The organism is Holdemania filiformis DSM 12042, from assembly GCF_000157995.1.
In the GTDB taxonomy this organism is placed as follows: Bacteria; Bacillota_I; Bacilli_A; order Erysipelotrichales; family Erysipelotrichaceae; genus Holdemania; species Holdemania filiformis.
The window spans coordinates 138,666-163,863 of record NZ_GG657551.1 but is presented as its reverse complement, the minus strand read 5'-3'; the positions used below and the strand labels follow the sequence as shown (position 1 = coordinate 163,863).

Annotated in this window: 19 protein-coding genes; 12 read left to right on the top strand and 7 right to left on the bottom strand. The window is 53.0% G+C overall.

The genetic code is table 11. The features are described 5' to 3' along the window. Positions 1-167 precede the first annotated feature (167 nt). The gene (locus HOLDEFILI_RS00730) at positions 168-749 is read right to left on the bottom strand and encodes an ATP-dependent Clp protease proteolytic subunit (RefSeq protein WP_006057391.1); all 582 of its coding nucleotides are present in this window, start codon (positions 747-749) and stop codon (positions 168-170) included. Positions 750-903: 154 nt separating this feature from the next. Here HOLDEFILI_RS00730 and gap point away from each other — a divergent pair, with 154 nt between their 5' ends. The 3 genes from gap (at position 904) to HOLDEFILI_RS18135 (ending at position 4,477) form a co-directional block, all read left to right on the top strand. Continuing rightward, the gene (gap, locus tag HOLDEFILI_RS00725; RefSeq protein WP_006057390.1) at positions 904-1,914 is read left to right on the top strand and encodes a type I glyceraldehyde-3-phosphate dehydrogenase; all 1,011 of its coding nucleotides are present in this window, start codon (positions 904-906) and stop codon (positions 1,912-1,914) included. Between the two features lie 213 nt (positions 1,915-2,127). Then, the gene (locus HOLDEFILI_RS00720; protein ID WP_006057388.1) at positions 2,128-4,224 is read left to right on the top strand and encodes a helix-turn-helix domain-containing protein; all 2,097 of its coding nucleotides are present in this window, start codon (positions 2,128-2,130) and stop codon (positions 4,222-4,224) included. Next, the gene (locus HOLDEFILI_RS18135) at positions 4,211-4,477 is read left to right on the top strand and encodes a DUF4339 domain-containing protein (RefSeq protein ID WP_006057387.1); all 267 of its coding nucleotides are present in this window, start codon (positions 4,211-4,213) and stop codon (positions 4,475-4,477) included. Before HOLDEFILI_RS00720 ends, HOLDEFILI_RS18135 begins: the two co-directional genes overlap by 14 nt. A gap of 127 nt (positions 4,478-4,604) precedes the next feature. Here the strand turns inward: HOLDEFILI_RS18135 and HOLDEFILI_RS00715 are convergent, their stop codons facing one another. After that, entirely contained in the window at positions 4,605-5,774 is a 1,170-nt protein-coding gene (locus HOLDEFILI_RS00715) for a PucR family transcriptional regulator (protein ID WP_039863561.1), read from the bottom strand. Between the two features lie 199 nt (positions 5,775-5,973). On the opposite strand from HOLDEFILI_RS00715, the gene HOLDEFILI_RS00710 reads away from it, so the two are divergent. Beyond that, on the top strand, positions 5,974-7,380 hold the full coding sequence (locus tag HOLDEFILI_RS00710; RefSeq protein WP_006057383.1) for an FAD-dependent oxidoreductase: 1,407 nt from the start codon (positions 5,974-5,976) through the stop codon (positions 7,378-7,380). 266 nt (positions 7,381-7,646) lie between these two features. On the opposite strand, the gene HOLDEFILI_RS00705 is transcribed toward HOLDEFILI_RS00710, so the two are convergent. Both HOLDEFILI_RS00705 and HOLDEFILI_RS00700 read right to left on the bottom strand, forming a co-directional pair. Next, positions 7,647-9,458, bottom strand: coding sequence for an ABC transporter ATP-binding protein (locus tag HOLDEFILI_RS00705; RefSeq protein ID WP_006057382.1), 1,812 nt, complete (start codon positions 9,456-9,458; stop codon positions 7,647-7,649). A gap of 3 nt (positions 9,459-9,461) precedes the next feature. Further along, entirely contained in the window at positions 9,462-11,192 is a 1,731-nt protein-coding gene (locus tag HOLDEFILI_RS00700) for an ABC transporter ATP-binding protein (protein WP_006057381.1), read from the bottom strand. A 105-nt stretch (positions 11,193-11,297) separates the two neighbouring features. Here HOLDEFILI_RS00700 and HOLDEFILI_RS00695 point away from each other — a divergent pair, with 105 nt between their 5' ends. The 8 genes from HOLDEFILI_RS00695 to HOLDEFILI_RS18130 all read left to right on the top strand — a co-directional run bounded on the left by HOLDEFILI_RS00695 (position 11,298) and on the right by HOLDEFILI_RS18130 (position 21,740). After that, positions 11,298-12,113 (top strand): MerR family transcriptional regulator, encoded by an 816-nt coding sequence (locus HOLDEFILI_RS00695; RefSeq protein ID WP_039863559.1) that lies wholly within the window; start codon positions 11,298-11,300, stop codon positions 12,111-12,113. Positions 12,114-12,314: 201 nt separating this feature from the next. Continuing rightward, a complete protein-coding gene (locus tag HOLDEFILI_RS00690) occupies positions 12,315-14,006 on the top strand; it encodes an ATP-binding protein (RefSeq protein ID WP_006057378.1) in 1,692 nt (563 codons plus the stop codon). Further along, positions 14,003-14,857, top strand: a complete 855-nt coding sequence (locus HOLDEFILI_RS00685; RefSeq protein WP_006057377.1) for a hypothetical protein — start codon at positions 14,003-14,005, stop codon at positions 14,855-14,857. Before HOLDEFILI_RS00690 ends, HOLDEFILI_RS00685 begins: the two co-directional genes overlap by 4 nt. 53 nt (positions 14,858-14,910) lie before the next feature. Next, positions 14,911-17,394, top strand: coding sequence for a leucine-rich repeat domain-containing protein (locus HOLDEFILI_RS00680; RefSeq protein WP_167317111.1), 2,484 nt, complete (start codon positions 14,911-14,913; stop codon positions 17,392-17,394). Beyond that, positions 17,391-18,341 (top strand): AAA family ATPase, encoded by a 951-nt coding sequence (locus HOLDEFILI_RS00675; RefSeq protein WP_006057375.1) that lies wholly within the window; start codon positions 17,391-17,393, stop codon positions 18,339-18,341. The genes HOLDEFILI_RS00680 and HOLDEFILI_RS00675 overlap by 4 nt, the downstream gene beginning before the upstream one ends. Then, positions 18,338-19,492 (top strand): DUF58 domain-containing protein, encoded by a 1,155-nt coding sequence (locus HOLDEFILI_RS00670; protein WP_006057374.1) that lies wholly within the window; start codon positions 18,338-18,340, stop codon positions 19,490-19,492. Before HOLDEFILI_RS00675 ends, HOLDEFILI_RS00670 begins: the two co-directional genes overlap by 4 nt. Positions 19,493-19,502: 10 nt before the next feature. Beyond that, positions 19,503-20,915 carry a hypothetical protein gene (locus tag HOLDEFILI_RS00665; RefSeq protein ID WP_006057373.1) on the top strand — a complete coding sequence of 471 codons (1,413 nt, stop codon included), beginning with the start codon at positions 19,503-19,505 and terminating at the stop codon, positions 20,913-20,915. Between the two features lie 21 nt (positions 20,916-20,936). Next, entirely contained in the window at positions 20,937-21,740 is an 804-nt protein-coding gene (locus tag HOLDEFILI_RS18130; RefSeq protein WP_083787540.1) for a transglutaminase-like domain-containing protein, read from the top strand. Positions 21,741-21,982: 242 nt separating this feature from the next. On the opposite strand, the gene HOLDEFILI_RS00655 is transcribed toward HOLDEFILI_RS18130, so the two are convergent. The 3 genes from HOLDEFILI_RS00655 to HOLDEFILI_RS00645 form a co-directional block, all read right to left on the bottom strand. Then, positions 21,983-23,131, bottom strand: a complete 1,149-nt coding sequence (locus HOLDEFILI_RS00655; protein WP_006057371.1) for a MupG family TIM beta-alpha barrel fold protein — start codon at positions 23,129-23,131, stop codon at positions 21,983-21,985. A 113-nt stretch (positions 23,132-23,244) separates the two neighbouring features. Next, positions 23,245-24,363 (bottom strand): aldo/keto reductase, encoded by a 1,119-nt coding sequence (locus HOLDEFILI_RS00650; RefSeq protein WP_006057370.1) that lies wholly within the window; start codon positions 24,361-24,363, stop codon positions 23,245-23,247. Between the two features lie 60 nt (positions 24,364-24,423). Next, entirely contained in the window at positions 24,424-25,020 is a 597-nt protein-coding gene (locus HOLDEFILI_RS00645) for a recombinase family protein (protein WP_006057369.1), read from the bottom strand. Positions 25,021-25,198 lie beyond the last annotated feature (178 nt).

Genomic DNA, 25,198 nt, shown 5'->3' with positions numbered 1-25,198 from the left:
AGTCTGGCATTGGACAGCTTATCTTATCGTAATGGATAAACCGTGTGAGGATTGGGAAGAAGCGATAGAAAAGGAAGGAGGGAAAGCAAAAAAACCGTCCCAGGGGAGCCGGTTCTTTTGACGGGAACTAAATCAACAAGGCGATCAGTCCGATTTGAACGGATTGTTTATTTCTGCTTATGCACCAAGTCGTCGATCAACCCGTAATTTTTAGCTTCCTCAGCGCTGAAATACCGGTCGCGGTCGCTGTCTTCGGAGATTTCCCGCAGGCTGCGGCCAGTGTCGTTCGCCAACAGCGTGTTTAAGCGCTGGCGGATCTGCAGGATATGCTCGGCGGCGATTTTGACGTCGGCTGCCTGTCCCTGAACTCCGCCTAAGGGCTGGTGAATCATGATTTCGCTGTTAGGCAGCGCGTAGCGCTTGCCGCGGGTACCCCCGGCCAACAGGACGGCGGCCATACTGGCGGCCATGCCCATGCAGATCGTCGATACGTCGCAGCGGATCAGCTGCATCGTATCGTAAATGGCCAGCCCGGCGCTGACGCTGCCGCCGGGAGAATTGATATACAGCTGGATATCCTGGGAAGAACGCGACGCCAGGTATAACAGCTGCGCGCACAGATTGCCGGACACCGTATCGTCAATTTGCGAGGTCAATAAAATGATCCGTTCCTTTAACAAACAGGAGATCAGATCGTAAGCCCGGTCGCTGCGGGCGGACTGCTCGATAATCGTAGGAATTAAGGTCATGGAGAAGACTCCTTTCCTTTTACAGTATGCCAGAATTCAGCCGATCAATACCCAGATGAAAAAAATATGTAAAACGATCAAGTGAAGTCATTCACAATTGACATTTTATGCCTTAAACACTATAATTAAGTCGTGTCATAAGGAGGTCTATAAAATGACAGTAAAAGTTGCGATTAATGGTTTTGGACGCATCGGACGTCTTGCTTTCCGCCAGATGTTTGTTGCCGACGGTTATGAAGTTGTAGCCATCAACGATCTGACAAGCCCTAGAATGTTAGCTCATCTGTTGAAATATGATTCAGCTCAGGGCCCTTTCACAGGACATACAGTTGAAGCGAAGGAATCTTCGATCGTTGTCGACGGACACGAAATCGAAATCTATGCGAAGGCTGATGCGAAAGAACTGCCTTGGGGAGAACTGGGCGTTGACGTCGTTCTGGAATGCACAGGCTTCTATACATCGAAGGCAAAGGCTTCCGCTCATATCGAAGCTGGCGCTAAGAAAGTCGTTATTTCCGCACCTGCAGGAAACGATCTGCCGACAGTTGTCTTCGGCGTTAACGAAGGCGTTCTGACAAAGGAAGATACAGTAATTTCCGCAGCTTCCTGCACCACGAACTGCTTAGCTCCAATGGCGAACACATTGAACAAATACGCTCCGATCGTCAGCGGTATCATGACGACGGTTCATGCTTACACAGGCGACCAGATGACTCTGGACGGCCCTCAGCGTAAAGGCGATCTGCGTCGTGCTCGCGCGGCTGCGATCAACATCGTTCCAAACAGCACCGGCGCTGCTAAAGCAATCGGTCTGGTTATCCCGGAACTGAACGGCAAGCTGATCGGCTCCGCTCAGCGTGTACCGGTTCCGACAGGCTCCACAACGCTGTTAGTTGCAGTAGTTAAGGGCAAAGACGTAACCAAGGAAGGCATCAACGCAGCGATGAAAGCAGCTTCTAACCCTTCTTTCGGATATACTGAAGAAGAACTGGTTTCCAGCGATATCATCGGTATCACTTATGGTTCTCTGTTTGATGCAACACAGACCATGGTTACAAAGATTGACGACGAAACATATCAGGTTCAGGTTGTTTCTTGGTACGATAACGAGAACAGCTACACAAGCCAGATGGTTCGTACAATCAAATACTTCGCTGAACTGTAAGAGCAGAAGTCAAAACCAAGAGAAAAAGCAGCGGATGATTCGCTGCTTTTTTTGTGCTTTCCGCTGAGAAAATGATCAGAAACGACAGGAAATCCCGGATAAAATCGGACTTTGCGGCGCTCAACAGTTGACAATCGGAGTGAAAACAGGGATGATATTAATGGATTTTTATGACCCTTTTTGTAGCAAGGATGGAGAAAGGAGTGCTGAACGATGAATAAGCTGCCTGAAAAATTAACACAGCTAAGAAAATATAACGGGTTTTCACAACAGACCGTGGCCGAGAAAGCGCAGGTTTCGGTTCTGGATTATATGGCATGGGAAAATGGGAGAGCGATTCCGGATGTGGATCATTTGATCCTGTTGGCGGATTGTTTCAATATCAGTCTGGACGAAATGATCCGCAACGAGGTGCCGGTGCTGCCAGAGAAGGATCTGCATGAAACGCTGGATATTCCGTTTATGAAGAAACCGGAGGAGGAAATTCCTGCGCCGAAGATCGCAGCGGAGCCGACGATGATGCAGAGTGAACCGGCTGACCTGGGACAGACGCGCGTCATCCCGGCGGTGAAGGATCTGGAAAAGACAAAACCATTGACCACCGTAAAGGAGTCTCCAACTTCTTCACAGAGCAACGGTACAGCCCGGCTGAAATCCAGCCCGGTACCAGTCAAAAAGAAGAATCAGCAGACGAGGCTGATCGGCGCGGCTGTAGGAATCGGCTTGATTGTCCTGCTTCTCATTCTGTTGCTCAGCGGTTTAGGCGGAGGGAAGAAGGATGAGGTCACCACGATCATGACCGCAGAAAATCGGCTTGCGGCGGGCGATGAGTTCACGTTAGTTCTGAATACCGACGGAACGGTGAAAGGCCAGGGAAGCAACGATGAAGGTCAGCTTGATGTCGGCAGCTGGGCGAATATCACCTCCATTAAGGCTGGAGCGCGGCACAGCGTCGGCCTGAAGAAAAACGGCACGGTCGTCGCGGCCGGCAGCTCCCGAATGAACCAAACCGACGTTGAGGGATGGAGCGGGATTACCGCGATTGCCGCGGGCGAGAATCATACGCTGGGATTAAAGAAAGACGGAACTGTCGTCTGCACGGGCGATAACAATGCTAAACAATGCGAGGTTTCCGAATGGAAGGACGTTGCGAAAATTGCGGCGGGCGCGGATATCAGTGTCGGCATTACCCAGGAAGGCAAAGTTCTGATCGCCGGCAGCAGCGCCGACGTGTCTTCCCTCAGCAGCGTGCAGAACGTTGTGATCAGCGGCGATACGCTTTTGATCCTCACGCAGTCCGGAAGTCTTGACTGCATTTCGGGCAAGCGTGGAGTCTGTCCGGCAAAGAAGCCGTCGAACATCACGATGGCAGCCGCTTCTTCAGACCATGTTCTGTTCCTTAACCGCGACGGCACCGTGAGCGCGGAAGGCGATAAGGAATATGGACGGCTGGAAGTCGGGGAATGGAAAGATGTGATTGCGGTGGCCGCGGGTGAGAAGCATTCCGTCGGACTGTTAAAAAATGGTACTTTGGTGGCCGCCGGTGATAACAGCCGCGGTCAAAGCGAAATGAGCGGAAACAGCGAAGAAGAAAAACAGCTGGACACGGTGAAAAATATCAAAATCAGTCAGGATGGCGATCAAATCAAAATCAGTTGGGATAAGGTAGAAGACGCGGATTATTATGAAGTGTCCGCGGCGTTGAAAAAGGAATACTCCGCCAAGATCGACGGTACCTCCGTTTCCTTAAACGGTAATTTGTTCGAGGATGGCAAGCAGGTAACCTTCAGCATCATCGCGTATTCCCGTCAGGATAACCTGAAGCCGTCGGAAGCTTCGACGCAGGTCTTTAATTATTTTGCGCCGACAGCGACGCCGTCGCAGACCCTGGCTTCCGTGGCCAACGTCAAGATCAGTCAGGATGCCAACAATGTCCGGATTAGCTGGGACGCGGTGGAGCATGCCGACTATTATGAAGTCAGCGTGACCAATCTGAATGGCTATCATGAAAAGGTCAGCGGCACTTCCGTCACCCTGCCGAACAGTTCTTTCGAGGATGGCAAGCAGGTGACGATCACGATCATTGCCGGTTCCAACAGTACGTTGTATGAGAATTCAGTTGAATCGATCACGAATTACAATTATATCGCGCCGACGCCAACGCCGACTCCGACGCCGGTGCCAACGCCGGAGATCACCCCGGAACCTACGCCGGTTCCAACTCCGTCAGAAATACCGGAACCGACTTCAACCCCGGGCGAGGGCGAAGGCGGCGACGAAGAAAGCGAGGGCAGCCATGGAAACGAATAATCGCTGGTATGTGCGCAGAAAAGATGGAAAAAAGGACGGCAGTTTCTCGGATGCGGAGCTGGCCGCTTTGATCAGCAAGGGCATCGTGGAACCTGAGGATGAAATCTGGACGGTGAAGATGGCGGATTGGATGGTTTTAAAAGATTCCATTTACAGCTTCTATCTGCCGCATGAAGAAACGCCGTTCATTCTGGAAGACACGGAAGAAGAACTCAAGGTAGAAGCAGAGGCTCTCCGCGATTCCGAACTGTAAGGTTCTTGGAAAATCAGAAGGCACACAAATATAAGAAAAGGCCAGATCCTCTTCAATCAGGGGAACTGGCTTTTTTGCGGGATAAGAATAGAGCCAGAACTCAAAAACAGAACAGCTCAGGTTCAACTCAATAGCGATCAGCGATTTCTTGTTGGTCCTTTAAAATTAACAGACAGTTTAATAAGCTTAATGTATCTGCTTTGGCCAAATCGACTCCCAATTCCTCCCGAAGCTTTCCGATCCGATAAAACACCGTGTTCTTATGGACACAGAGCAGATCGGCAGCGGCTTTCATGTTTCCGCCGCAGCGCAGATAAGCTCGGACTGTCTTCAACAGTTCAGTTCCGTTTTGTTGATCGCAAGTTTCAATCATGCTCAGAGGACCAGCGTTAAGCAGGGCGGCAGCTTGATCCGCTGGGATTAAGGACATTAAATAATTCAGCTGATAGTCGCTAAACTGGGCTAAACCGTAGTTTCCAGCCTGAATTGCAAATTTCAGACTGTGCCGCGCCTGATCATAGGAACGGCGCAGGGCGGCAAGGGTATTCCCAGAACTGCCGACACCGGCCGTGAGCCGATGTTCCTGAAACCAGTGCGTTAATTCTGACTGTGCCTGATGCAGGGCGTCTGCATCTGCCAATAGGGCAAAACCGGAACCGCAGTTGGTCATGCATGTGGAAAGTTTGGCGAATGCTTGTTGATAAAGTGGGAGATTACTTGTGTAATCTGGATAATATTCCGGGATAAACCACAGGACGCAGAGTGAATCCCAAGTGGGGATGGAAGCGGCGAACAGGGTGTGGAGATCGACCAGGGAAGCATCCAGCCGGTCATTCAACAAATTCCACAAGCAGTTTTCATCCTCACTTCGGGAAGTATGCAGCACATAGGCCATACCGATCATGGCGGCGGTCTTTTGGACTAAATCCATGTCCAGATCTTCCAGACGATTGCCGATATCCGGCAGCCGGATTCCGCCGACATGCCGGCCCTGAACAAGACAGCCGCAGATCAGGCGTTTGCGGCGGATATGCGGCCATACCAGCACTTGCGGAATTCCGGTGCGGGATAAGGAAGTAACATAATCTGTATTTTTTTGATACTCTTCATCGCTGATCTGTTGCCTGCGATAAGCCTTGTCTTCCATGTCCTCGCGGGGATAATGGGCGGAGAGTGTTGTTTCATTTTGAGCAGTGTCGATAAAAGCTACTGGATTTCCGAGCACCTGTTCCGCTTTATCGATAATTTCGGAAAAGGCTGCGCCGTTAAGCAGCAGATCAAGTAAAGGATGTTCCATTCTCTTCCTCCTTGGATAAAAGTCTAATTCATAACGCTGATTTTGGATAAAATCCAAACACATTCCGATTTGTTAAAAAACAATCATGTTCATTATAAAAAGCATTGTGCAGATTGACAAGTCTGTAAAAAATTTTTAAAATCCATCCCATTTTTCAGTGACGAGAGGCATGATAAGATGAACGGCAGGAGGGAAAGAAATGAAAAATCTTAAAAAAGTAATGGGCATGGCCTTAATTCTGGCTTTGTCCGCTTGTACGGCGGCACCCAAAAACGGGTTGCCGGACACGTCCAAGACTTCTTCACCCCAGACAGAGGTTCGGGAAGAAACCACGGACGTCGTAGTGATCGGCGCTGGGGGCGCGGGGTTAACGGCAGCGTATTTCGTTAAGCAGGGCGGCAAGGACGTCGTATTGTTGGAAAAACGGGCGATGACCGGAGGCAATACCGCACTGGCGGGATTCTTTGCGGCCAACAGCACAAAGATGCAGGAAGCGATGGGCGACACTTACACGCAGCAGGATCAGATTGACTTTCTAATGGAAACCGAAGGGACAGATCCTGATTTTGCGAGATTGTTTGCGGAGAATTCCGGGCCAACGGCGGAATGGGCCGTCGATACGCTGGGAATTGAAGTAACACGGGTCAACGGCCGGGAAATTTATGCGGTTGATGAAAAAGGTACTAAATTTCCAGCTCAGTTTGTCAGTAAGCTGACAGCGCTGAATCAACAAATAGGAGTGGATCTGCGCACAGAATGTCCGGCAGTTTCACTGATAATTGAGGATGGAAAAATCACCGGCGTGGAAGCGGAAGACGCACAGGGAAAGGTCCTGTTTCACGCTCAGGCGGTCATCTTAGCCAGCGGCGGTTTTGCGGCAAACCAGGAGATGCTTCAGGAATACGTCCCGGAATGGGCAGGAGGCACGACTTCTAATACGGCGGCAACGACCGGCGATGGAATCCGAATGGCGCAGGCGATCGGGGCAGCGGTAAGCAATATGGATCAGCTGACGCTGAATCCAACGTTCTATGATGATCAGGGAACAACGATGTCAGTCAGCGGCGTTCGCTACGAAGGCGGGATTCTGGTGGATCCGACCGGGAAACGTTTTGCCAATGAAATGGCGAATTATACAGAAGTTTCGGAAGCAGAAAAGGCGATTGGTTCGCATGCCTTTGCGATTATGGATGCTACGTCGCTGGCCTGTAATCCTAAATATGCGGTTGAAGCGGAGTCGATTGAAGAACTGGCGGAGAAGATTGGGGTTGATCCGGCAACCTTGACTCAGACTGTTACAAATTACCAGAGATACTATGACAACCAGAAGGATGAGGAATTTGGCCGCACGGATATGCGCAGCCGCATCGACACAGCCCCGTTCTATGCCGTGCCGGTATTCCCGGGCGTTCATCATACCCGCGGCGGCGTTTCCATTGATCTGCGTTCTCAGGTGCTGAATACCGAAGGCAATCCGATCCCCGGCTTATACGGTGCGGGCGAGGTCACGGATAATAAGCTGATGGGAAACGATCCGGTTGCGGCTGGAATTACGTTTGGACGATTGTGCGCTCAGTCAGTGCTGGAGGATTTACAACAGAAATAAAAAGCTGTGTGGAAATGAAACCATAAGATTCTTATTTTAAAGGCGTGGATCAATCCTCGGCAATTCGTTAGACATGGGTTGGAAAACGAAGAATAAACGGAACGGATCAATTCATTTTTACTAAAACAGCGCGGCTCTTTGAAAAGTCGCGCTGTTTCTTATATCACAAGGGTAAGAACCATAAAACCTACACTGCGTTACAATAAAGAAGTGTAATTTCTATCGAAGCGATCAGACGGTCAACCAGGATCAACTCAGTTGTCTTTTTACCCTTCCGCGTATTGACTGTTAACCAGCGCCGTATAGAAACCGTTTAACGCCATCAGTTCCCGGTGATTTCCGCGTTCCACGATATCGCCGTCGCGCACGACCAGGATCTGATCGGCGTTTTGGATGGTGGACAGCCGGTGCGCAATGACAAAGCTCGTCTTATCCTGCATTAAGCGGGCCATTGCTTTTTGAATTTCCATTTCAGTGCGGGTATCGACACTGGACGTCGCTTCATCCAGAATCAAGATCGCGGGATCCGTCAACATGGCCCGGGCAATCGTAAGCAGCTGCATCTGACCTTGTGAAATTCCGGGATTTTCCCCGGAAAGCACGGTGTCATAGCCCTGCGGCAGTGTGCGGATGAAGTGGTCGCAGCAGGCAGCCTTGGCGGCCGCTTCGATTTCCTGCCGGCTGGCATTGCGTTTTCCATAGGCGATATTCTCCGCGATCGTGCCGGCAAACAGCCAGGTGTCCTGCAGCACCATGCCGATCCGCCGGCGCAGGGCCTGCCGTCCCATCGTCGTGATGGACTGACCGTCGATCGCAATCGTGCCGCCGTCCAGCTCGTAGAACCGCATCAAAAGATTGACTAGCGTTGTCTTGCCGCTGCCGGTCGGCCCGACGATCGCGACCTGTTGGTTTGGCCGGACCTCCAGATTGAGATCGTGGATCATGGTCGATCCGTGACGATAGCCGAAGCGGACATGCTTAAATTGAACATGACCGGCGGTAATTGCTTCCGCACCTTTTCCGGCATCCGGAATTTCCTCGGGCTCATCAAGCAAGGCGAATACCCGTTCCGCTCCGGCAATCGCGGCTTGGAGCGAGGTGATGACATACGCGGTTTCTGTGACCGGCTCGGCAATCTGATTGACATACTGCACAAACGCCTGCACCGTGCCCAGCGTGATGACGCCGTTTAACGCCAAACCCCCGCCGATGACCGCAGTCGCGATAAAGCCCAGCTGACCCAGCGCCCGAATCGCCGGATAAATGACGAAATCAGCGAACTGCGCGTTGCGCTGAGCCCGGAACTGACGTTCGATTTGAACTTCTGTTTCCGCAGCCAGGATTTCCTGCAGGTTGAAGATTTTGACGACGCGGTTGCCGGCGTACAGCTCTTCCAGTTTCCCGGTCAAAGCGCCCATGGACGCCAGATTTTCACCATACGCCCGCTGCGCCAGTTTAGAAACATACCCGGTCGCCGCCATGCTGACCGCGAGTGAAACCAAGACGACGCCAAACAAAAGGAGATTCAGTTTGATCATGACGAGAACCGCGAACAAAATGGTGAACAGGGACGCGATCAGCTGAGGCAGGCCTTCCTGCATGATCGCCGATACCTTTTCCAGATCATTGGTAACCCGGCTCATAATTTCGCCGGTTTTGTGAGCGTCATAGTACCGCAGCGGCAGCCGGTTGAGCTTGGCGCTGATGTCCTGGCGGAAGGACAAGGTCAGCTGTTCGCCGACGCTGGCGATCAGAAATTGCTGAAGATAGGAGAACAGACTGCTGGTGAGAGCAGCCGCGGCGATCATCAGAACTGGGAGCTTTAATGCCGAAACGGCGGCGGTCCAAAATTCACCGGCGGGAACGCCGGTTTGAATGAGCTGCGCCAGCGCGTCTATGCCGCGGCCGACGGCCAGCGGTAAAAGCGCGTAAGCGGCGCAGCTGAACAACGTTGAGATCAGGATGACTGCCAGTTTTCGCTTCTGCCGGCCTAAGCGATGAAGCAGGCGGCGGAGTGTCGCCAGGGTGTTTTGCGGAAGATCTTCATTCCGCAGCGTGTCCTGTGGATTATTTGTCATTGCTTACGCCTCCTTTCGCTGACTTTGGCTGGCCGCGATTTCGCGGTAGGCCGGACAGCTCTGCATTAACTGCTCGTGCGTTCCGCAGCCGGCCAGCCGGCCCTGATCGAGGACCAGGATTTGATCGGCATCACGGATTGTGCTGATGCGCTGCGCGATGATTAATTTTGCCGGCCGGGTTAACTGCTCGCGCAAGGCCTGCCGCAAAGCAGCGTCAGTCCGACCATCCAGCGCGGAAAAACTATCGTCAAAAATAAAGATGTCCGCTTCTTTCACTAAAGCGCGGGCGACGGCCAGCCGCTGTCTTTGACCGCCGGAGAAGTTGGTTCCTCCCTGAGCGACCGGGGCGTTTAAGCCTTGCGGCAGCTGGCGGACGAAATCCTCAGCCTGAGCGATTCTCAACGCCTTCCATAACTGGTCTTCCGACGCGTCCTTTTGTCCCATGCGAAGATTCTCGGCAAGGGTGCCGCTGAACAAAAACGCTTTCTGCGGTACACAGCTGATGTGATCGCGCAGCGCTTGCTGAGGATACTCGGGCAACGCCGTTCCGTACAGCCGGATCTGACCGGACTGGAGATCATGCAGCCGCAAAATCAGATCGGCGAGGGTACTTTTCCCCGATCCCGTGCTGCCGATAACCGCGGTGGTCTGACCGGAAGTCAGGGTGAACGACAGATCGCTGATCACCGGTTCTTCCGCACCTTCATAAGCGAAAGTGACATGATCGAAGACGAGAACCGGTTCCGTCTTTGCGGGGGCGGCTGCCGTAATCAGTCCGCCGTCGCTGACTGCTGGCCGCAGCTCGAGCAGTTCGCTCAGCCGGCTCAGACAGGAACTGGCTTTGGGAAGGGTCGTCATAACCGAAGCGGCCATAATCAGATAAGCCATGGTCATCATGGAATATTCCGACACGGCGCTGATCTGTCCGAGGGCCATTGCCTGACTGAGCACCAATCCGCCGCCGACGCCCAGGATCAACGCCATCAGTGCGCCCATCATCAGCCAGACGATCGGATTGACGATGGCGAAGAGCCGGTTCAGCCGGATCATCGTGTCTGCGTAATCACGATAAGCGTTGCCCGCCCGCTGTTCTTCATAATTCTCATTGCCGAAAGCACGGATTACCCGCACCCCGGTTACCGCTTCCCGGACGACTTGATTAATTCGGTCCAAGCGAACCTGGACACTGCGGGAGAGCGCTTCAGAACGCTTGAGGACAAAGGCCGCAAGGCCTAAAAGCAGACCCATAAAGAGAAATTGAATCACTGCCATGGCGGCATGAGCGCGTACCGTCATGATAATGGAGACGATCACAATCAGCGGCGCGGGAACGATCATCTGGAAGACCATCCCGATCGTCCGCTCTAAATTGGCGATATCTGAGGTCGTGCGGGTGATCATCGACGAGATGCCGATCTGGTCAAATTGCTGAATCGCCAGCGCCTGACTTTTCTGGACCACCATGAGCCGCATTTCCCGGCCGAACGCCGCGCTGAGATCGCTGGTCGCCCAGCTGCCCCAAGCCGCCGCGGCGGTGGCCATGACGGTCACAGCGAGCATTTTCACACCGGTATTCCAGATCACGGAGATGTTGCCCGCAAGAATACCCTGATCGACCAGCTCGGCCAACAGCGCCGGAATCAACAAAGTTCCGACGACCTGACCCAAAAGCAGCAGCACGGTTAAAAGGACTTTGCCTTTGTGCTGAAATAAATATTGTTTTAAATAAATCATGGAAACCTCCTTGGATAAGTGCTTGTAACGGATCCGACATGGGGTATAATAGACCTTGGAGTGACTCCAATGTCAAGCCCAGCGAAGAACTTTTCAGGAGGTTTTATGGGACAGAAAAAGAATTTATCCATTTTGGAATATTCCCGGCTGACCGGAATCAAACGGGATAACCTGCGCTTTTATGACCGGATCGGCTTGTTAAAGCCTGAAATCCGCGGTGAAAACGGCTATCGTTATTATACTCGCCGGCAGCTGAGCTCCGCCTATCTGATCAGCGGTCTGCGCCTGCTGGGCGTCGGTTTGGAAGATATCCGGCACTATTCGGCGGAACGCACGCCGGAAAAAATGCTGGGTTTGTTTGCGGAACAGGAAGCGAAAATTCAGGCGGAAATCAAAAAGCTGCAGGAGACCAGCGAGATCTTAAAGCTGTATGCCGATATGGCCCGGGAAGGGCTGCGTCATACGGAAGGAGAATTGACACTGGAACAACGCGAGGCAGAACCGATTTTCCTCTGTCCGCTCCCACCGGCTTCTTCCAGCGAAGATGAGGCGGAAATTTATGCCTATGAAACCGCGGGGGAACAAGGCGTGAATCTGGGCTATCCGATGGGTGTAAAAATTGCGATGAAAGATCTGATCTGTCCGGGTGAAAGTCCGGTCTATCAATACTATCTGAAAGCGAAGACGACGCCCAACACGGTAAAACCAGCTGGATTGTATGCCGTGGCCTATGGACGAAGCAATCTGTTGGAAGCGATGGATGTCTTCGAGCGGCTGATTCAGTTTATCGAAGATCAAGGACTGGTGATCGCGGGTGATGCCTACGGCGAATTTCTATTGGATGATCTGGCCGTGCAGGAGCCGGCGCAGCAGTTTGGAAGGATAGAAATTCACGTCCGCCAGGCTGATCCGTCGGAGTGAGTTTTCCCGATCGTCAGTCCGGTGCAGAAATGGAGAATAATTTTCATTGCGGAATGGATTTTGAAAGCTTCTTAGAAGATAAGAAATGTTCAAGATCGGTTGAATTGCGGAGGATTCTGTCCTGCTTCTATACTTTTGTAAGGAATAATGCTAAAATGAAAGCGATAACATTTTTGCTTGCCGAAAGAGGGTAAGACTACGATGGGGACGTTGTTGACGAAGCTCGGTCCGGTCTTGGTGCTGGGGTTGTTTTTTCTCGCGGAATTGCTGGCCGCGCTTTTTCTATTCTCCTTCTGGCAGCGTTTGAAAGCCGTTCAGAAGAAAAACAAAAGGGAGTCGTCAGCCCAAATCCAGGGTGATGAGCTTCTTTTAAAGAAGACAAAGGCCGCACTTTTGACACTGCGGTTAAGCGATGCCATGCCGCTGGCGATGTCCCGTAGTTTCAGTACGCTGACCGGCCTGTCGTTTTCCCAGCTGCAGGGAGATATCCGGAAGTTGATGGAGCTGGCCGATCCCGCGGAAAGCCGGGCATTTTATAAACGGTATAAGGAGTGGGATGGGAAAACACGGCTTTGTCAGGAATTCAGGGCAGCGGCTACCGGCCGTTGGCTGCGGTTAACGGTAGAACGCAGTACCGATCAGAAGTCCGATTTATTTCTGTTCGAAGACTGGACGGAAAATGAGCAGCGTCTGCGGGCGTTGGAGGCACAGCTGGAAGAAGCGCAAAAAGCCAGTCAGTCTAAAACCACATTCCTGTCCAAGATGAGCCATGAAATCCGGACGCCGATGAATGGAATCGTCGGGATGCTGACGCTGGCGCATCATGCGCTTGACGAAAACGCGCCGGCGATCGTTTATTTGCACAAGGCTGAGGAATTGGTTCAGTACATGCTTTCGCTGATCAACGATATTCTTGATATGTCCAGAATTGAAGCCGGACGGATCGAGTTGGAAGAAAAAGTCTTTGATATTGGCGACTTAGCGGAGAAAATGCGCAGTCTGTTCCAGAAAAACATAGAAAGCAAGGGCGTGCGGTTTATCGTGGAGCAGCTTGATTTTGACGTCCATAATTTAATCGGCGACGAGCTGCGGATTTCCCAGGTCGTGATTAATTTTATCTCCAACGCCATGAAATTTACGGAACAGGGCGAGATCCGCGTGACGTTTCGTCAGATGCAGCGCAACCACGGACGGCTGGATCTTTTGATCCGGGTTCATGATACAGGAATTGGCATGGAACCGGAATTTATCAGCCGGATGTTTCATCCATTTGAACAGGAAAGCACGGAAGTAACGAAAAAATATGGAGGAACGGGTCTGGGCATGGCCATCACGGATCAGCTCGTGCAGCTGATGGGCGGCGAGATTGTCGTGGACACGGCGCCAGGTCAGGGGACAGATTTTACAGTGCTGCTGAATCTGCCGGTGGCCGCGGATCAAACGGTGAAACCGAAACACGCGGCAGCCTCTTCAACGTCCGCGGAATCCGCTTCGCTGCAGGGACGGCACTTCCTGATGGCTGAGGATAATGAAATCAACGCGGAAATTGCCGAGAGTATGCTTGAAATGGCCGGCGCGACATTGGATATCGCCCATGACGGCGCTCAGGCGGTCGCGATGTTTGACGGACAGGCTCCGCAGACCTACGACGCAATATTAATGGATATCCAGATGCCGGTGATGGACGGCCGGACCGCCGCCCGCAAAATCCGGGCTCTGCCCCGGGAGGATGCCCGTCAGATTCTGATTTACGCGCTTTCCGCCGACGCTTTCGTCGAGGATCAGCGGGCTTCAATGGAAGCGGGAATGAACGGTCATTTTTCTAAACCGATCAACTTTGAGGAAATGCAGAAAACACTGGCGGAAGCGTTGAAAATGAGGGATTCTCTATGAAAGACAAGAAGCAGGCGATTTTACGCATGAGCCTGGGTGCCGTTGGAATCCTCGCGCTGATTGCGGCGGGGATGACGTTGTGGAAGCTTTATCAGTCCGGCAATTTATTTGATCCGTCCCGGATGACGCTGAACGATCAATTTCAGGAGAATCCGATACTCTTTTCCGATCAGGATCCGCTGGACACGCAGGCGGGCGGTGAAAATGAAAATGATCTTTTAAAGCAAGACCCCGCGGCTGAGGATCGTCAGAAACCGAAACAAAATCCCGGAATTGAGGACAGGCTGCAGGAAACCGGCACGGATGACGCGCATCAGCTGGTAATCGGCGGGGAAGGCCAGGGCGCGCAGATCATCATCGATCCGGACAGCGGCAATGTGATTGTGCGGCCGGACGGCGATCATCCGAACGGGACGGAGCCGAGTGAAAAACCAGACCTCGATCCGATTGTGGATCCGGATCCGGTTCCTGAACTGCCGCCGGACATCTTCGAATTCTGGGGCACCCTGCCGTTTCCTGAGGCGGGGCTGCCGGCAGGAAGTGATCAGAAACTGGAAATCAGCGTCTATGAAGGCGATCTCAGTTTGATTTATTACGGCGCTGTGTTAAACGACTGGAAGCTGTTATGCGCTGCCAATTTCTACATCCGGGAAGGCGGCGAAATCTACCGGATTGAAGGTTACGGCGAAAACTTTGAGATCGGCGAATATCCGCCGGTTGCTTTGGAGGACTTTTCCGTTGAATTTCGGATCCGGAGAAATTCGCAAAGTCCGTGGCAGACAATCACGGTTGACTACACGATTCAGCCTTATAAAATTTTTGTCCAGAACTGCAGACCGGCGACTATCTGACTTCGTACAGTCCGGGGGCGCAGATCAATCTGATTTACTATTATCATTCCATGATGGAACAGGAAGGCCCGCTGGACAGCTTGTTTTTAGGCTGGTCGCGCGATGGAAAAAACGCGGTGGATCCGCAATATGTTCCGGATCAGCCGGGACGGCAGGTCCTGCTTCCGCTCCCGCTGGTCAAACTGGATAAAAATCTGGAAGTCTATTGGAAACGAGATCCAGATGAGGATTCGTTCGCATACCTGGAGTCCGTACAGACGCTGACCGGATGGGTGTTGCCATCGCCGTCGCTGGTTGTTCCGGAGGGCGTTCAGTGGGTCGATCTTTCCGCTTCACCCGATACGGTTTTCCTGCCTAAGTCGGTGTATAAGGTCAGTGATCAGAAGCTGACGCCGGCTTTGAGCTGGTCGGTTGATCCTGAGAATCCGGCGTTAAGTTCAGAGGCAGGCTACCTCTATAATAAAGAAAAAACGGAGCTGCTTCAGATTCCGCTTTCGATAAAGGAAGTCAGGGTTGGGGAACAGGTGGAAAAAGTAAATCTGTCCGCAGGCAATCAGGTTCAGCGGCTCGTTTTGACTTCCGATCAGCCGCCGGAGATGGATCTTAGCCAGCTTCACCAGGCGCAGATCGTTGTGCCTTCCGGCGCTGAGTGGCATTATCTTTCCCGTTGGGGGCGCAAACTTGCCGATAACCAGCTGGTCCGCGAAGATGGACTGGCTATCCGCTACCGGATCGAAGGCGAAGCGCTGCTTTCAGAAGACGGGACGCAGCTGCTGGGGATGCTGGAAAGCGCGGAGGGGATCGTCCGGATTCCTGAAAACGTTGTTGAAATCCTTCCGGGCGCTTTGGAAAATCTGGAACATGTGGATTTACTGCTTTTGCCTGTCAGTGTGAAACAATTGGATTCCGGCAGCATTCCTGCGAACATTCCGCAGATCGTGAGCCTGGGTCAGGCACCGGAGATTCAGCCGGACACCTTTGCGGATGCGACGGCCGTTCAGGTCTGGGTCAGCGCCGCGCAGGCGGATAGTTACCGCAGCCGCTGGGCTTCTTTGCTTCAGGAACAGCCGGAGCTGCTGCAGACTGCGGCAGAACTGACGCTGAAAAGTGAACCAGACTATGAAATTCTGACGGTGGATCAGGAACAGATTTTATTAAGCATGACGAATTGTCCGGCCTTTTTACAGGCTGGCGACTGGCCGCAGGCGGTGACCGTGATCGGCAGCCGGGCCTTCTTGGGAAATCCCGCTCTGATGGTGGTGGAAATTCCGGAAAGCGTGCATACTCTCGGCCGGCATGCCTTTGCCGAATGTCCTCAGCTGGAAGGCCTGGTCAGCCTGAATACCCAAAAGATAATCGTGCAGGATCAGGCGCTGGAGGGCGCGCCAAAGCTGCATTTTGCGGCGTTCAATGCCAAAAATGCGGAATTCTCTGACGGATACCAGCCGTCAACCGCAGGGTTCGCGCCGGCGGATACCTATTCCCAATATGAATATCCATGGAGTTTCAGCTTTGTAAACCAGCGCTATTCACTGGAGCGGATAACGGATGCGGCTTTGTTATATGGCCGCGGATCGGCTCAGGATCCTGATTTGCTGGCGGCGCTGCAGGCGACATGGAATGTGACGGGAGAAATCGAACTGCTTCCGCATACGCAGGGGATCGATGAAGCTGCGTTTAAAAATTGCATTGAACCGTTTACGCTGACCAATATGGGGGATCTGGTTTGGATCATGGATAACGCGTTTGAAAATTCAGGAATTTCCGGAACGTTAACGCTGCCGGAGAGTTTGGAATATATCGGAATTCAGGCTTTCGCTGATTGCCGGAATTTAGAAGCCGTCTGGTTTCCGGGGTCGGCTTTGACCCAGATCGAGTCCTCCGCCTTTGCCGGCTGTACCTCACTGGCTTCCGTTGAGTTTGCTCAGAACAGCGTAATGGACATGATCAGCGAAGCCGCTTTTGCCAATACCGCATTGAAAACCATTGAACTGCCGGCCAGCCTGACGGCGCTGGGCACGGAGGTTTTCTTTGAATGCCGTCAGCTGAAAGAAGTTGTTTTCCATAGTCCGCAGCCGCCGATGCTGGTCGTACCGAGTTATGCGATGCCGTTTTATTTCGGCGATTCGCTGCCGGATGATTTTCGTGTGATCCTCGCAGATCCTGCCTTAACGCAAGTCTATGTCGATCAATGGAGAACGCAGCTGATGGGTTACGGCAGTTTGGATGAAATGACGGCAGAACAACAGGCCGAAGGGGAACAACGGGCGTGGCAGCTGTTCGGCGGTCAATCCGTCAGTCCGGCTTCAGCCCTGACCGTACCGGTTCCGTTGGAAGCTTCCTCGAATGAAGCTGAAGACATGCAGAAACCGGAAATCACGCCTTCGCCAACAGATCCGGCTTCCCCGCCGCCAACAACCACACCAGCTTCAGCTCCAGAGGAGGAAGAACCAGCTGCTCCGGCAGACACGCCGCCGGCTGAAACAGCGCAGCCGTCATCCGGCGAACTGCCGCAGACACAGGAGGGACAGTCATGATTATTGAACAATCAGAACAAATTATCCGCGAGGTATCCAAAGCCTTTACCGGCAAGGATGAAATTATCCGCAAGGTGCTGATGACGATCTATGCCGGCGGGCATATCCTGCTGGAAGACTGCCCGGGCGTGGGGAAAACCACGCTGGCTCTGGCTTTTTCCAAAGCGCTGGGACTGGATTATCAGCGGGTTCAGTTTACGCCGGATACGCTGCCCTCCGATATCACGGGTTTCAGCATGTTGAACCGCCTGACTAATCAATTTGAATACCGCGAAGGCGCCGCGGCGTGCAATTTGCTGCTTGCGGATGAAATCAACCGGACTTCTCCCAAGACTCAGTCCGCGCTGTTGGAAGCCATGGAAGAGCACCGCGTCACCGTCGATGGGCTGACGCATCGTTTGCCGGATCCGTTTATCTGCATCGCGACGCAGAATCCGTTGGGAACAACGGGGACGCAGCCGCTGCCGGAATCCCAGATGGACCGATTTATGGTCCGGCTGTCGATCGGTTATCCGACCACTGAAGATCAGGTGCGGATTTTAAAAGCCCGGCGCTATGTGAATCCATTGGATGAAATCACAGAAATCGCGTCGCGTGAGAATATCCGTGAGGTACAGAATTTTCTTACCTCTGTCCGGATTCATGACGATGTGCTGCACTATTTGATTCGTTTGTGCGAACGGACGCGCGAACTTCCGGCAGTCGAGCTGGGTGTCAGTCCGCGCGGTGTTTTAGCGCTGACGCAGATGACGAAAGCCCACGCCGTTTTAAAGGAACGAAATTATGTGCTGCCGCAGGATGTCCGTGCGGTGTTCAACGATGTTTGCGCTCATCGTTTGATTTTACGGCCGCAGGCCCGGGTTGAAGGGATTGTGCCGCAGACTCTGCTCGAAGCCGTGCTGGATGAAATTGCGCCGCCGCAGAAATCCGGAGGCCTGGGAACATGAAAAAATGCCGGCAGGGCTATTTTGTTTTCTTAATTTCCTGTCTGCTTGCCACCTGCTTTTTCAGCAGTAAACTCACGTTTTGGGTTTTGCTTGCCGGACTGTGCCTGCCGCTGATTTTGGAAATTCTCCTGTTTTTGGACGTCCGGCGGATGCGCGCGGAAGTCAGTTTGGCCAGCAGTGTGCCCAGAGGCACGCCGGCAGCCTATCGGCTGACTCTGAACCCTGCGCTGACGTTGGCGGCCGGGCATTTGCATATCCGGCTGGAGGTTGACAATCATCTGACCGGACAAAGAGGGGAACAAACGGCAGTTTTTGCGCTGAACCGGGAAACGGACTTGGCGATAGAGCTGATACCGGAATGTTGCGGGGAATATACGATCCGCTGCCAGCGGCTGGAAGTCAGCGATCTGTTCGGTCTTTGCGTCCGGTCTTTGCCATCGCTGCCCGAGCAGCGCTTAACCGCATTTCCGCGGCCGGTCCCGGTCGAGTTAAAGATCAGAAAGATGCCGCACGGGATTCAGGAAGGCGACACAGCCTATGAAAACCGCAAAGGCAATGATCCCAGCGAGGTTTTCGATCTGCGTGATTATCAGCCGCAGGACGATATCCGTCAGATCCACTGGAAGCTTTCAAGCAAGCTCGATAAAATGGTGGTCAAGGAAGCCAGCGATACGAGCCATTACGATACAATTTTAATGCTGGACGCCGGATTGAATAACCAGCCGGCAGCGGTGCTTTCCGCGGCGGTGGAGCTGGCGTTAGCACTCAGTCAGAAACTGATCGAACAAGGCATCGGCCATCAGGCAGTGTTCGCGGCAGAGACCCAGCTGGCGGAACAGGCCGTGCGGTCAGCAGCGGAGGAACCGCAGCTGGCGGCCTTCTGGATCCGTTTGCGGCTGCCTGCCAATCCGGGCAACGGTCTGCGGTTGTTTGCGGGCCGCTGGGATCAGAAGCAATATAATAAAATGATTTATGTGACCGCCGGGGATTTCCCGCCGATGCTGAACCTGCTGGATCCGCAGCTTGACGTGACGGCGATCACAGTTAAAGCGGATCAACAGACGATTCACATGGCGGAAAAAGGCCGCTGTCAACAGATTGAGCTGCCGCTGTCCGCGTTGGACAATACTGCGGTGCAGCTGTTGATTTAGGAGAAAAAGCATGACGAAAAATCGGCGTCAGAAGAAAAATGAACAACAAACCTGTTCAGCGATGGAAATCATCGCGGGTTTTCTTCTGCTTGCCGGATTTGCCGCGCAGCTGTCCGCGCTTTGTGCAAGACCTGGCAGCGAACTTGCCGGTCCCTGGCTGGGCGGCGCAGCGCTGCTTCTGCTTCAGGCAGGATTATTGAAAATCAACCGGCCGCGGCTACGCAAAAGTTTGCCGCTGATCTGGCTGGGATTGATGCTGTGTCTGCTGCCATGGTTGTTCTCTGGGGCGCTGGCCTGCGCAAACGGATTGATTCAGGCTTGGAATCTTGCGGAGGAAGACGCCCGCCGCCTGCTGGCGAATCCAACGTTGACCCGCTTATCCTATTCCGTCTTTTTTACGGGAGTTCTGACAGGCCTTGCGATTCTGATCTGGACCGGGCGCAAGCGTCCAGGGTGGATCGGCCTGGGAATTTTGATTTTCGTATTGCCCGGACTGCGGGTGCGCTGGATGTCTGCGTGGGCGTTGATCCTTCTGCTTGCCGGACTGGCGGCGCTCTGGCTTGACTGGGTGGGCGCGGCCTCAAAGGGAAAACGCTGGCTGTGGCTGGGAATGATCGGTCTTCTGCTTCTGCCGCTGAGCGGGAGCGATCCGGAGCTGTCGGAAATGACGCAGCTGCGCAAGACGCTGGCAGGCCGTTTGGATACGCTGCGGTATGGCAGGGACTCCCTGCCCCAGGGTAATCTTTGGGAAGCCGCGCAGTTATTAACCGGGGACGCGCCGGCGCTGACCGTCACGACGCAGCAGCTGAAAACCTTTTATCTGCGCGGTTATACCGGAAGCCGGTATGAAGCGGGCCGCTGGCTGCCTTTGCAGAAGGCCGCTTATGCGGGAAAGCAGGAAGGCATGCTGGCGTGGCTGGAAGCTGAGAATTTCCCTGTAGCCGCACAAGCTGCCGCCGCGCTGATGCTGAGTCCGGAACCGGCGCTTGAAGCAAACCGGATGCGCGTGGAAAATCATGGCGCAAACCGCAAATATCCCTATCTGCCTTATTCTGCGGAAGCTGAGAGCATTGCCGGTCCGGTCCGGCGTTGGCTGGATGCCGGTTATCGCGCCAGCGCTCTGCGCGGTGTTCAACATGTTGAATTTGAAGAATGGTCAAGCGATCAGCCGGGCGAGCTGCTTCATGCCCCGGAATGGATCAAAGCGCCGCAAACCGAAACGCAGATCCGCTATGCTCAGGCCGAAGCGGTATACCGCAGCTTTGTTGATCAGTGCTATCTGGATGTGGATCCGGAAACAGAATTACTGATTCGAAAACTGTTTCTAAAAGAACCGATGACCTCTCCGGGAATTTATGAGGCTGTGACGCGGATCCGGGATGTTCTGGAAAAACACGTTTACTATACTTCGACGCCGCCTTAAGCGCCGTCTTCTGCGGATCCGATTCGTTGGTTTTTAAGCGAGAGCCGCACGGGCAACGCGGTGCAGTATGCCTCCGCGGCGGTCATGGCTTTCCGCGTCATGGGGATTCCCGCCCGCTACGCGGAAGGATACCGGCTGACAAAGGAACAGATCGGCCCGGATGGAACCGCTGAGCTGACGGAACAGGACAGCCATGCCTGGTGCGAAGTCTATCTGGATGGTTTGGGCTGGATTCCTGTCGACGTGACCCCCGGTTGTTATTACGATACGTTTGCACTGCTGCAGCTGGCGGAACAACCGCAGGAGATTAAGACCACGGCCGCCTTGGAGGATTCAGACGATCTGGGCGAGCTGCAGGACAACCCGCCGCCGGTGACGGCGGAACCGGAAGTGTCGGCGGCAGTATCAATTCACGGAATTCTGGAAGCGTTTCTGGCTCTGGCTGATCTTGGCCTAATCGCACTGGCTGCCCTTGAAATCCGGCGGCAGCTGCGGATGAGATCCTGGCGGCAGCGCTGGAAAACGGAGTCCGCGCGGGATAAAGTGCTGCAAGCGCTGATGATCAGGCTGATGAAAGCGCTGGCGGTAGATTATCAGCCAGGCTGGAAAGCAGAAGCTACAGCCCAAGCTGTAAATCAGAAACTCCCGGGCATCGCCCCGGCCGATATGCTGCGGGTACAGGCGCTGATTGAGAAGCAGATCTATGCGGAACTGCCGCTGCAGCCTTATGAACAACGAGTCTTGATCGATGAGATCGAACAAATATTCGCAAACCGGAAGTCGTTGAAATGGAAGGAACGGCTGCGGCTGCGCTATTGCCTGTAATGAAAAGAGATAAACCGCAGTTGGAGAAGGGATAAGCAGCCTTTGTCTGACTGCGGTTTTTAGATGGCGGCGGGGATCAAGCAAGAACGCAAGCCTCGCAAGACACGTAAAAAAGCAGCTCAAGATGATCAGCGCTGCTTTTTATTTTATTTAGATTTGAGGCTTTCCCAATGAGGAAAACGATTTTATCTGGAAGGACGGCGGTTGTGCTGCTGAGTCACAAAGCATCATTCCCCGGGAAATCATTCCGGCTGCGTCTGTTCCTGGCCTACCGTGGCATTCTGAATCTTTTCAGCTTCCACCAAACGGAAGGCAACCTTGCCATAGCGGATCAGGGAAATCAGATTTTCAGCCAACATATCAACCTGACCGATGACCGTGGCATATTCTACCCCCGGCATGCTTTTCAAAGCGATCTGTAATTCCCCTTCATATTTACCGGATAATTCATTGTCGAGCGTAATGCAAAGCTTATCGCGGTCCAGTCCCGGCTGAGCTGCCACCGGGCCTAATCCGCGGGTCTGTGTCGCGCGTAAAATGAATTCCGGCTGATCGCTGCGGGATTTCAGCACGGCGTTCAAAAGCTTCTGACGCAGCGCGTCGTCCAACCGGGAATTAAAGTAGACCGGAACGGAAACGCAATGCTGATGAACAATTTCCTGAACCTGTTCCATTTCGGTACGGGAAGGATTGCCGTCGCCAAAGAAGATGTAATCGAACATCCCCGTCGCCGTCAGTTCCCCTGCGCTTAAATAAGCCGGCTTGTAACGGTGGTTTTCCACAGTGCAAAGTCCATGGCCATACGGAAACAACAGATTGTCGGCATCCAGCGAATTGATGAACACGCCGGTGCGGATCCCGCAGGCTTTAAACAGCTTCGCGTTTTTAAACGTATCGGTAAACGACATGCCGGTATCCGGATGCGGGAAGAAGTTATGCACAGCGATGTAATTTTCAAGATTGCCATGGCGCTGGATCGCCTTGATCCGGTTGATCGGCTCCGCCTGCATCGAAGCATTGTCTTCGATCAAAACGCCGTCTTCGTTGCAAGTCATCTGTGCGACCAGCTCGTGATCTTCCTCGAAGCCGAAATCCAGCCGGATGATCCGGATGCCCAGATGGATAAACGGCGATAAATCGTGAGGTTCAGCGCGGACCTGATCCATGATCCGGCGGTTGATATCGACGTGTAGCGTCAGCCCCAGCTTCCGGCATTCGCTGATCAGCCATTGAAACGGCGGTTTTAGCTGCGTGGGACCGTCCCAGGCCTGCGGAGATTGGATCGTCGTATAGACCTGGCTGTAACCGAGCGTGACCGCCAGGTTTAATTGTTGTTTCATCACCGCTTCTGACTGCAGATGCGGGTAGAGAGAGATCCCTAAAAGACTCATGGTATTTTCCTCTTTCTTGTTTTTCCTTTTTCATTATAACGCACTCCGGGTAAAAGAAAAAGGCGGACTTGATCCGGGATAGAATCCGGAACGTCTCCGCCCTAACGCTGAGCTTATTTTTCAAATTCCCGGACGACTTTTTCCATTTCCGCCGGGATGTCGATATGCTGCGGACATTTCGTTTTGCAGGCGCCGCATTTCTGGCAATGGGATGCTTTCGCGGTGACGTCCATCGCGTCGTAGCCTTCCTTCTGGGCGGCCTGGACATTGTAGACGTGAGCGGTGTTTAACAGCCGGAAGTTTTTCGGAATATCCAGACCGAACGGACACGGCATGCAATAGCGGCAGCCGGTGCACGGCACCTGAATCCGGGCCTGGAACAGCTGGCGGGCCTGTTCAATGGTCGCTTGTTCTTCCGCGTTCAGCGGCTCAATTTCGCTGAATGTTTTGACGTTGTCGACGACCTGCTCCATCGTGCTCATGCCGGAAAGCACGGTCTGGACGTTATCGTGGCCGCCGACCCAGCGCAGCGCCCAGGAAGCGTCGCTCCAATCCGGATGAACGCGCCGGAATTCCGCCTGGATCTCATCCGGAACGTTCGCTAACATGCCGCCCTTGACCGGCTCCATGATCGTCATCGGAATATTCCGGGATTTTGCCAGCTCATAGCCGCGGATCCCGGCCTGAATTTCGGTGTCCATATAATTGAATTGAATCTGGCAGAAGTCCCAGTCGTAAGCGTTGAGGATTTCTTCAAAGACCTCGTAATCGTCATGGAACGAAAAACCGATCCGGCGGACCTTGCCGCTGTCCAGCACCGATTTCAGATGCGGAAGCAGGTTCATTTCCTTGATATGCTCCCACCGCTCGCGGCTTAAGGCGTGCAGCAAGTAAAAGTCGACGTAAGAGGTCTGCAGCTTGGTCAGCTGTTCCTCCAGGATCCGGTCGAAATCGGCGATATCCTTGCACATCCAGGTCGGAGATTTGGTGACCAGGTAGAAGCTGTCGCGGGGCTTGGTGGCGACCCACTGGCCGACGACTTCCTCGCTTTCATAGTTGTGATACGGATAGGCGGTATCAATATAGTTTACGCCGTGCTCGTAAGCGTAATCGAGCATTTTCATCGTTTCCGGACGGTTGATTTTCCCATCTTCGTTAATGGGGAAACGCATGCAGCCGAAGCCCAGCAAGGAAGTCCGTGCCGGGATTTTCCCTTTTTCTCTGGTTTTCATAACAATCCTCTTTCTATGATTCACAACGGTGTCCGCTGTTCAATCCATTACTTAATTTAATTATACTGCATCGAGATTGCGGATGTATTTATAAAACGTACTTTTTTTGATTTGCAGCTGGTCTAAAGCCTGCTGCAGCGTACATTCATGCCGCAGATAGCGGGTGGCCACGAGGCTGAAATTTTCCGGTGGGATGTAGCGGGGCCGGCCTAAATGCTTGCCCTTTTCCTTAGCGATCCGAATCCCTTCCGCCTGGCGGGTTTTAATGTTGATCCGCTCATTTTCCGCGACAAAGCTCAGAATCTGGAGCACCAGATCGCTGATGAAGCAGCCGACAAGGTTATCCGGACGGCTGCGGGTGTCCAAAAGCGGCATATCCAGCACGACGATTTGAACTTCCAGCCGTTTTGTTAAATCTGCCCATTCTTCCAGAATGGCCTGGTAATTACGGCCCAACCGGTCGATGCTTTTAATCACTAATAAATCCTGTGCCCGCAAAATTTCTTTCAGCTGGCGATAAGCCTGACGGTCGAAATCCTTCCCGCTCTGCTGATCTACATAAAGCTGGGACTCCAATAATCCAAAAGCTTTTAATTCTTCGATCTGGCGGTCCAGATTCTGACTTCGAGAAGATACTCGCGCATAGCCATAATTCACGTTTAATTCCTCCTTGACAAACGTTTGGCACGGAAAACAAAAACAGCTATCCCCTCCCTTGAATAGCTGAAATTGTCTGCCGTTTATAAAGGTACACCTTTATAAAAGCGCTTTCATGTTTTTATTATAACATCATCATCTCAGAACGCAAGCGCTTTCAATTCAAAACTAAATAAAA

What these genes read in the sequence shown, in the direction of transcription:
- HOLDEFILI_RS00655 (WP_006057371.1), bottom strand. Translation starts at nt 23,131, where the DNA reads ATGAGTCTTTTAGGGATCTCTCTCTACCCGCATCTGCAGTCAGAAGCG.
- HOLDEFILI_RS00730 (WP_006057391.1), bottom strand. Translation starts at nt 749, where the DNA reads ATGACCTTAATTCCTACGATTATCGAGCAGTCCGCCCGCAGCGACCGG.
- HOLDEFILI_RS00720 (WP_006057388.1), top strand. Translation starts at nt 2,128, where the DNA reads ATGAATAAGCTGCCTGAAAAATTAACACAGCTAAGAAAATATAACGGG.
- HOLDEFILI_RS18135 (WP_006057387.1), top strand. Translation starts at nt 4,211, where the DNA reads ATGGAAACGAATAATCGCTGGTATGTGCGCAGAAAAGATGGAAAAAAG.
- HOLDEFILI_RS00685 (WP_006057377.1), top strand. Translation starts at nt 14,003, where the DNA reads ATGAAAGACAAGAAGCAGGCGATTTTACGCATGAGCCTGGGTGCCGTT.
- HOLDEFILI_RS00675 (WP_006057375.1), top strand. Translation starts at nt 17,391, where the DNA reads ATGATTATTGAACAATCAGAACAAATTATCCGCGAGGTATCCAAAGCC.
- HOLDEFILI_RS00705 (WP_006057382.1), bottom strand. Translation starts at nt 9,458, where the DNA reads ATGACAAATAATCCACAGGACACGCTGCGGAATGAAGATCTTCCGCAA.
- HOLDEFILI_RS00715 (WP_039863561.1), bottom strand. Translation starts at nt 5,774, where the DNA reads ATGGAACATCCTTTACTTGATCTGCTGCTTAACGGCGCAGCCTTTTCC.
- HOLDEFILI_RS00710 (WP_006057383.1), top strand. Translation starts at nt 5,974, where the DNA reads ATGAAAAATCTTAAAAAAGTAATGGGCATGGCCTTAATTCTGGCTTTG.
- HOLDEFILI_RS00670 (WP_006057374.1), top strand. Translation starts at nt 18,338, where the DNA reads ATGAAAAAATGCCGGCAGGGCTATTTTGTTTTCTTAATTTCCTGTCTG.
- HOLDEFILI_RS00700 (WP_006057381.1), bottom strand. Translation starts at nt 11,192, where the DNA reads ATGATTTATTTAAAACAATATTTATTTCAGCACAAAGGCAAAGTCCTT.
- HOLDEFILI_RS00695 (WP_039863559.1), top strand. Translation starts at nt 11,298, where the DNA reads ATGGGACAGAAAAAGAATTTATCCATTTTGGAATATTCCCGGCTGACC.
- HOLDEFILI_RS00690 (WP_006057378.1), top strand. Translation starts at nt 12,315, where the DNA reads ATGGGGACGTTGTTGACGAAGCTCGGTCCGGTCTTGGTGCTGGGGTTG.
- HOLDEFILI_RS00680 (WP_167317111.1), top strand. Translation starts at nt 14,911, where the DNA reads ATGGAACAGGAAGGCCCGCTGGACAGCTTGTTTTTAGGCTGGTCGCGC.
- HOLDEFILI_RS00650 (WP_006057370.1), bottom strand. Translation starts at nt 24,363, where the DNA reads ATGAAAACCAGAGAAAAAGGGAAAATCCCGGCACGGACTTCCTTGCTG.
- gap (WP_006057390.1), top strand. Translation starts at nt 904, where the DNA reads ATGACAGTAAAAGTTGCGATTAATGGTTTTGGACGCATCGGACGTCTT.
- HOLDEFILI_RS00665 (WP_006057373.1), top strand. Translation starts at nt 19,503, where the DNA reads ATGACGAAAAATCGGCGTCAGAAGAAAAATGAACAACAAACCTGTTCA.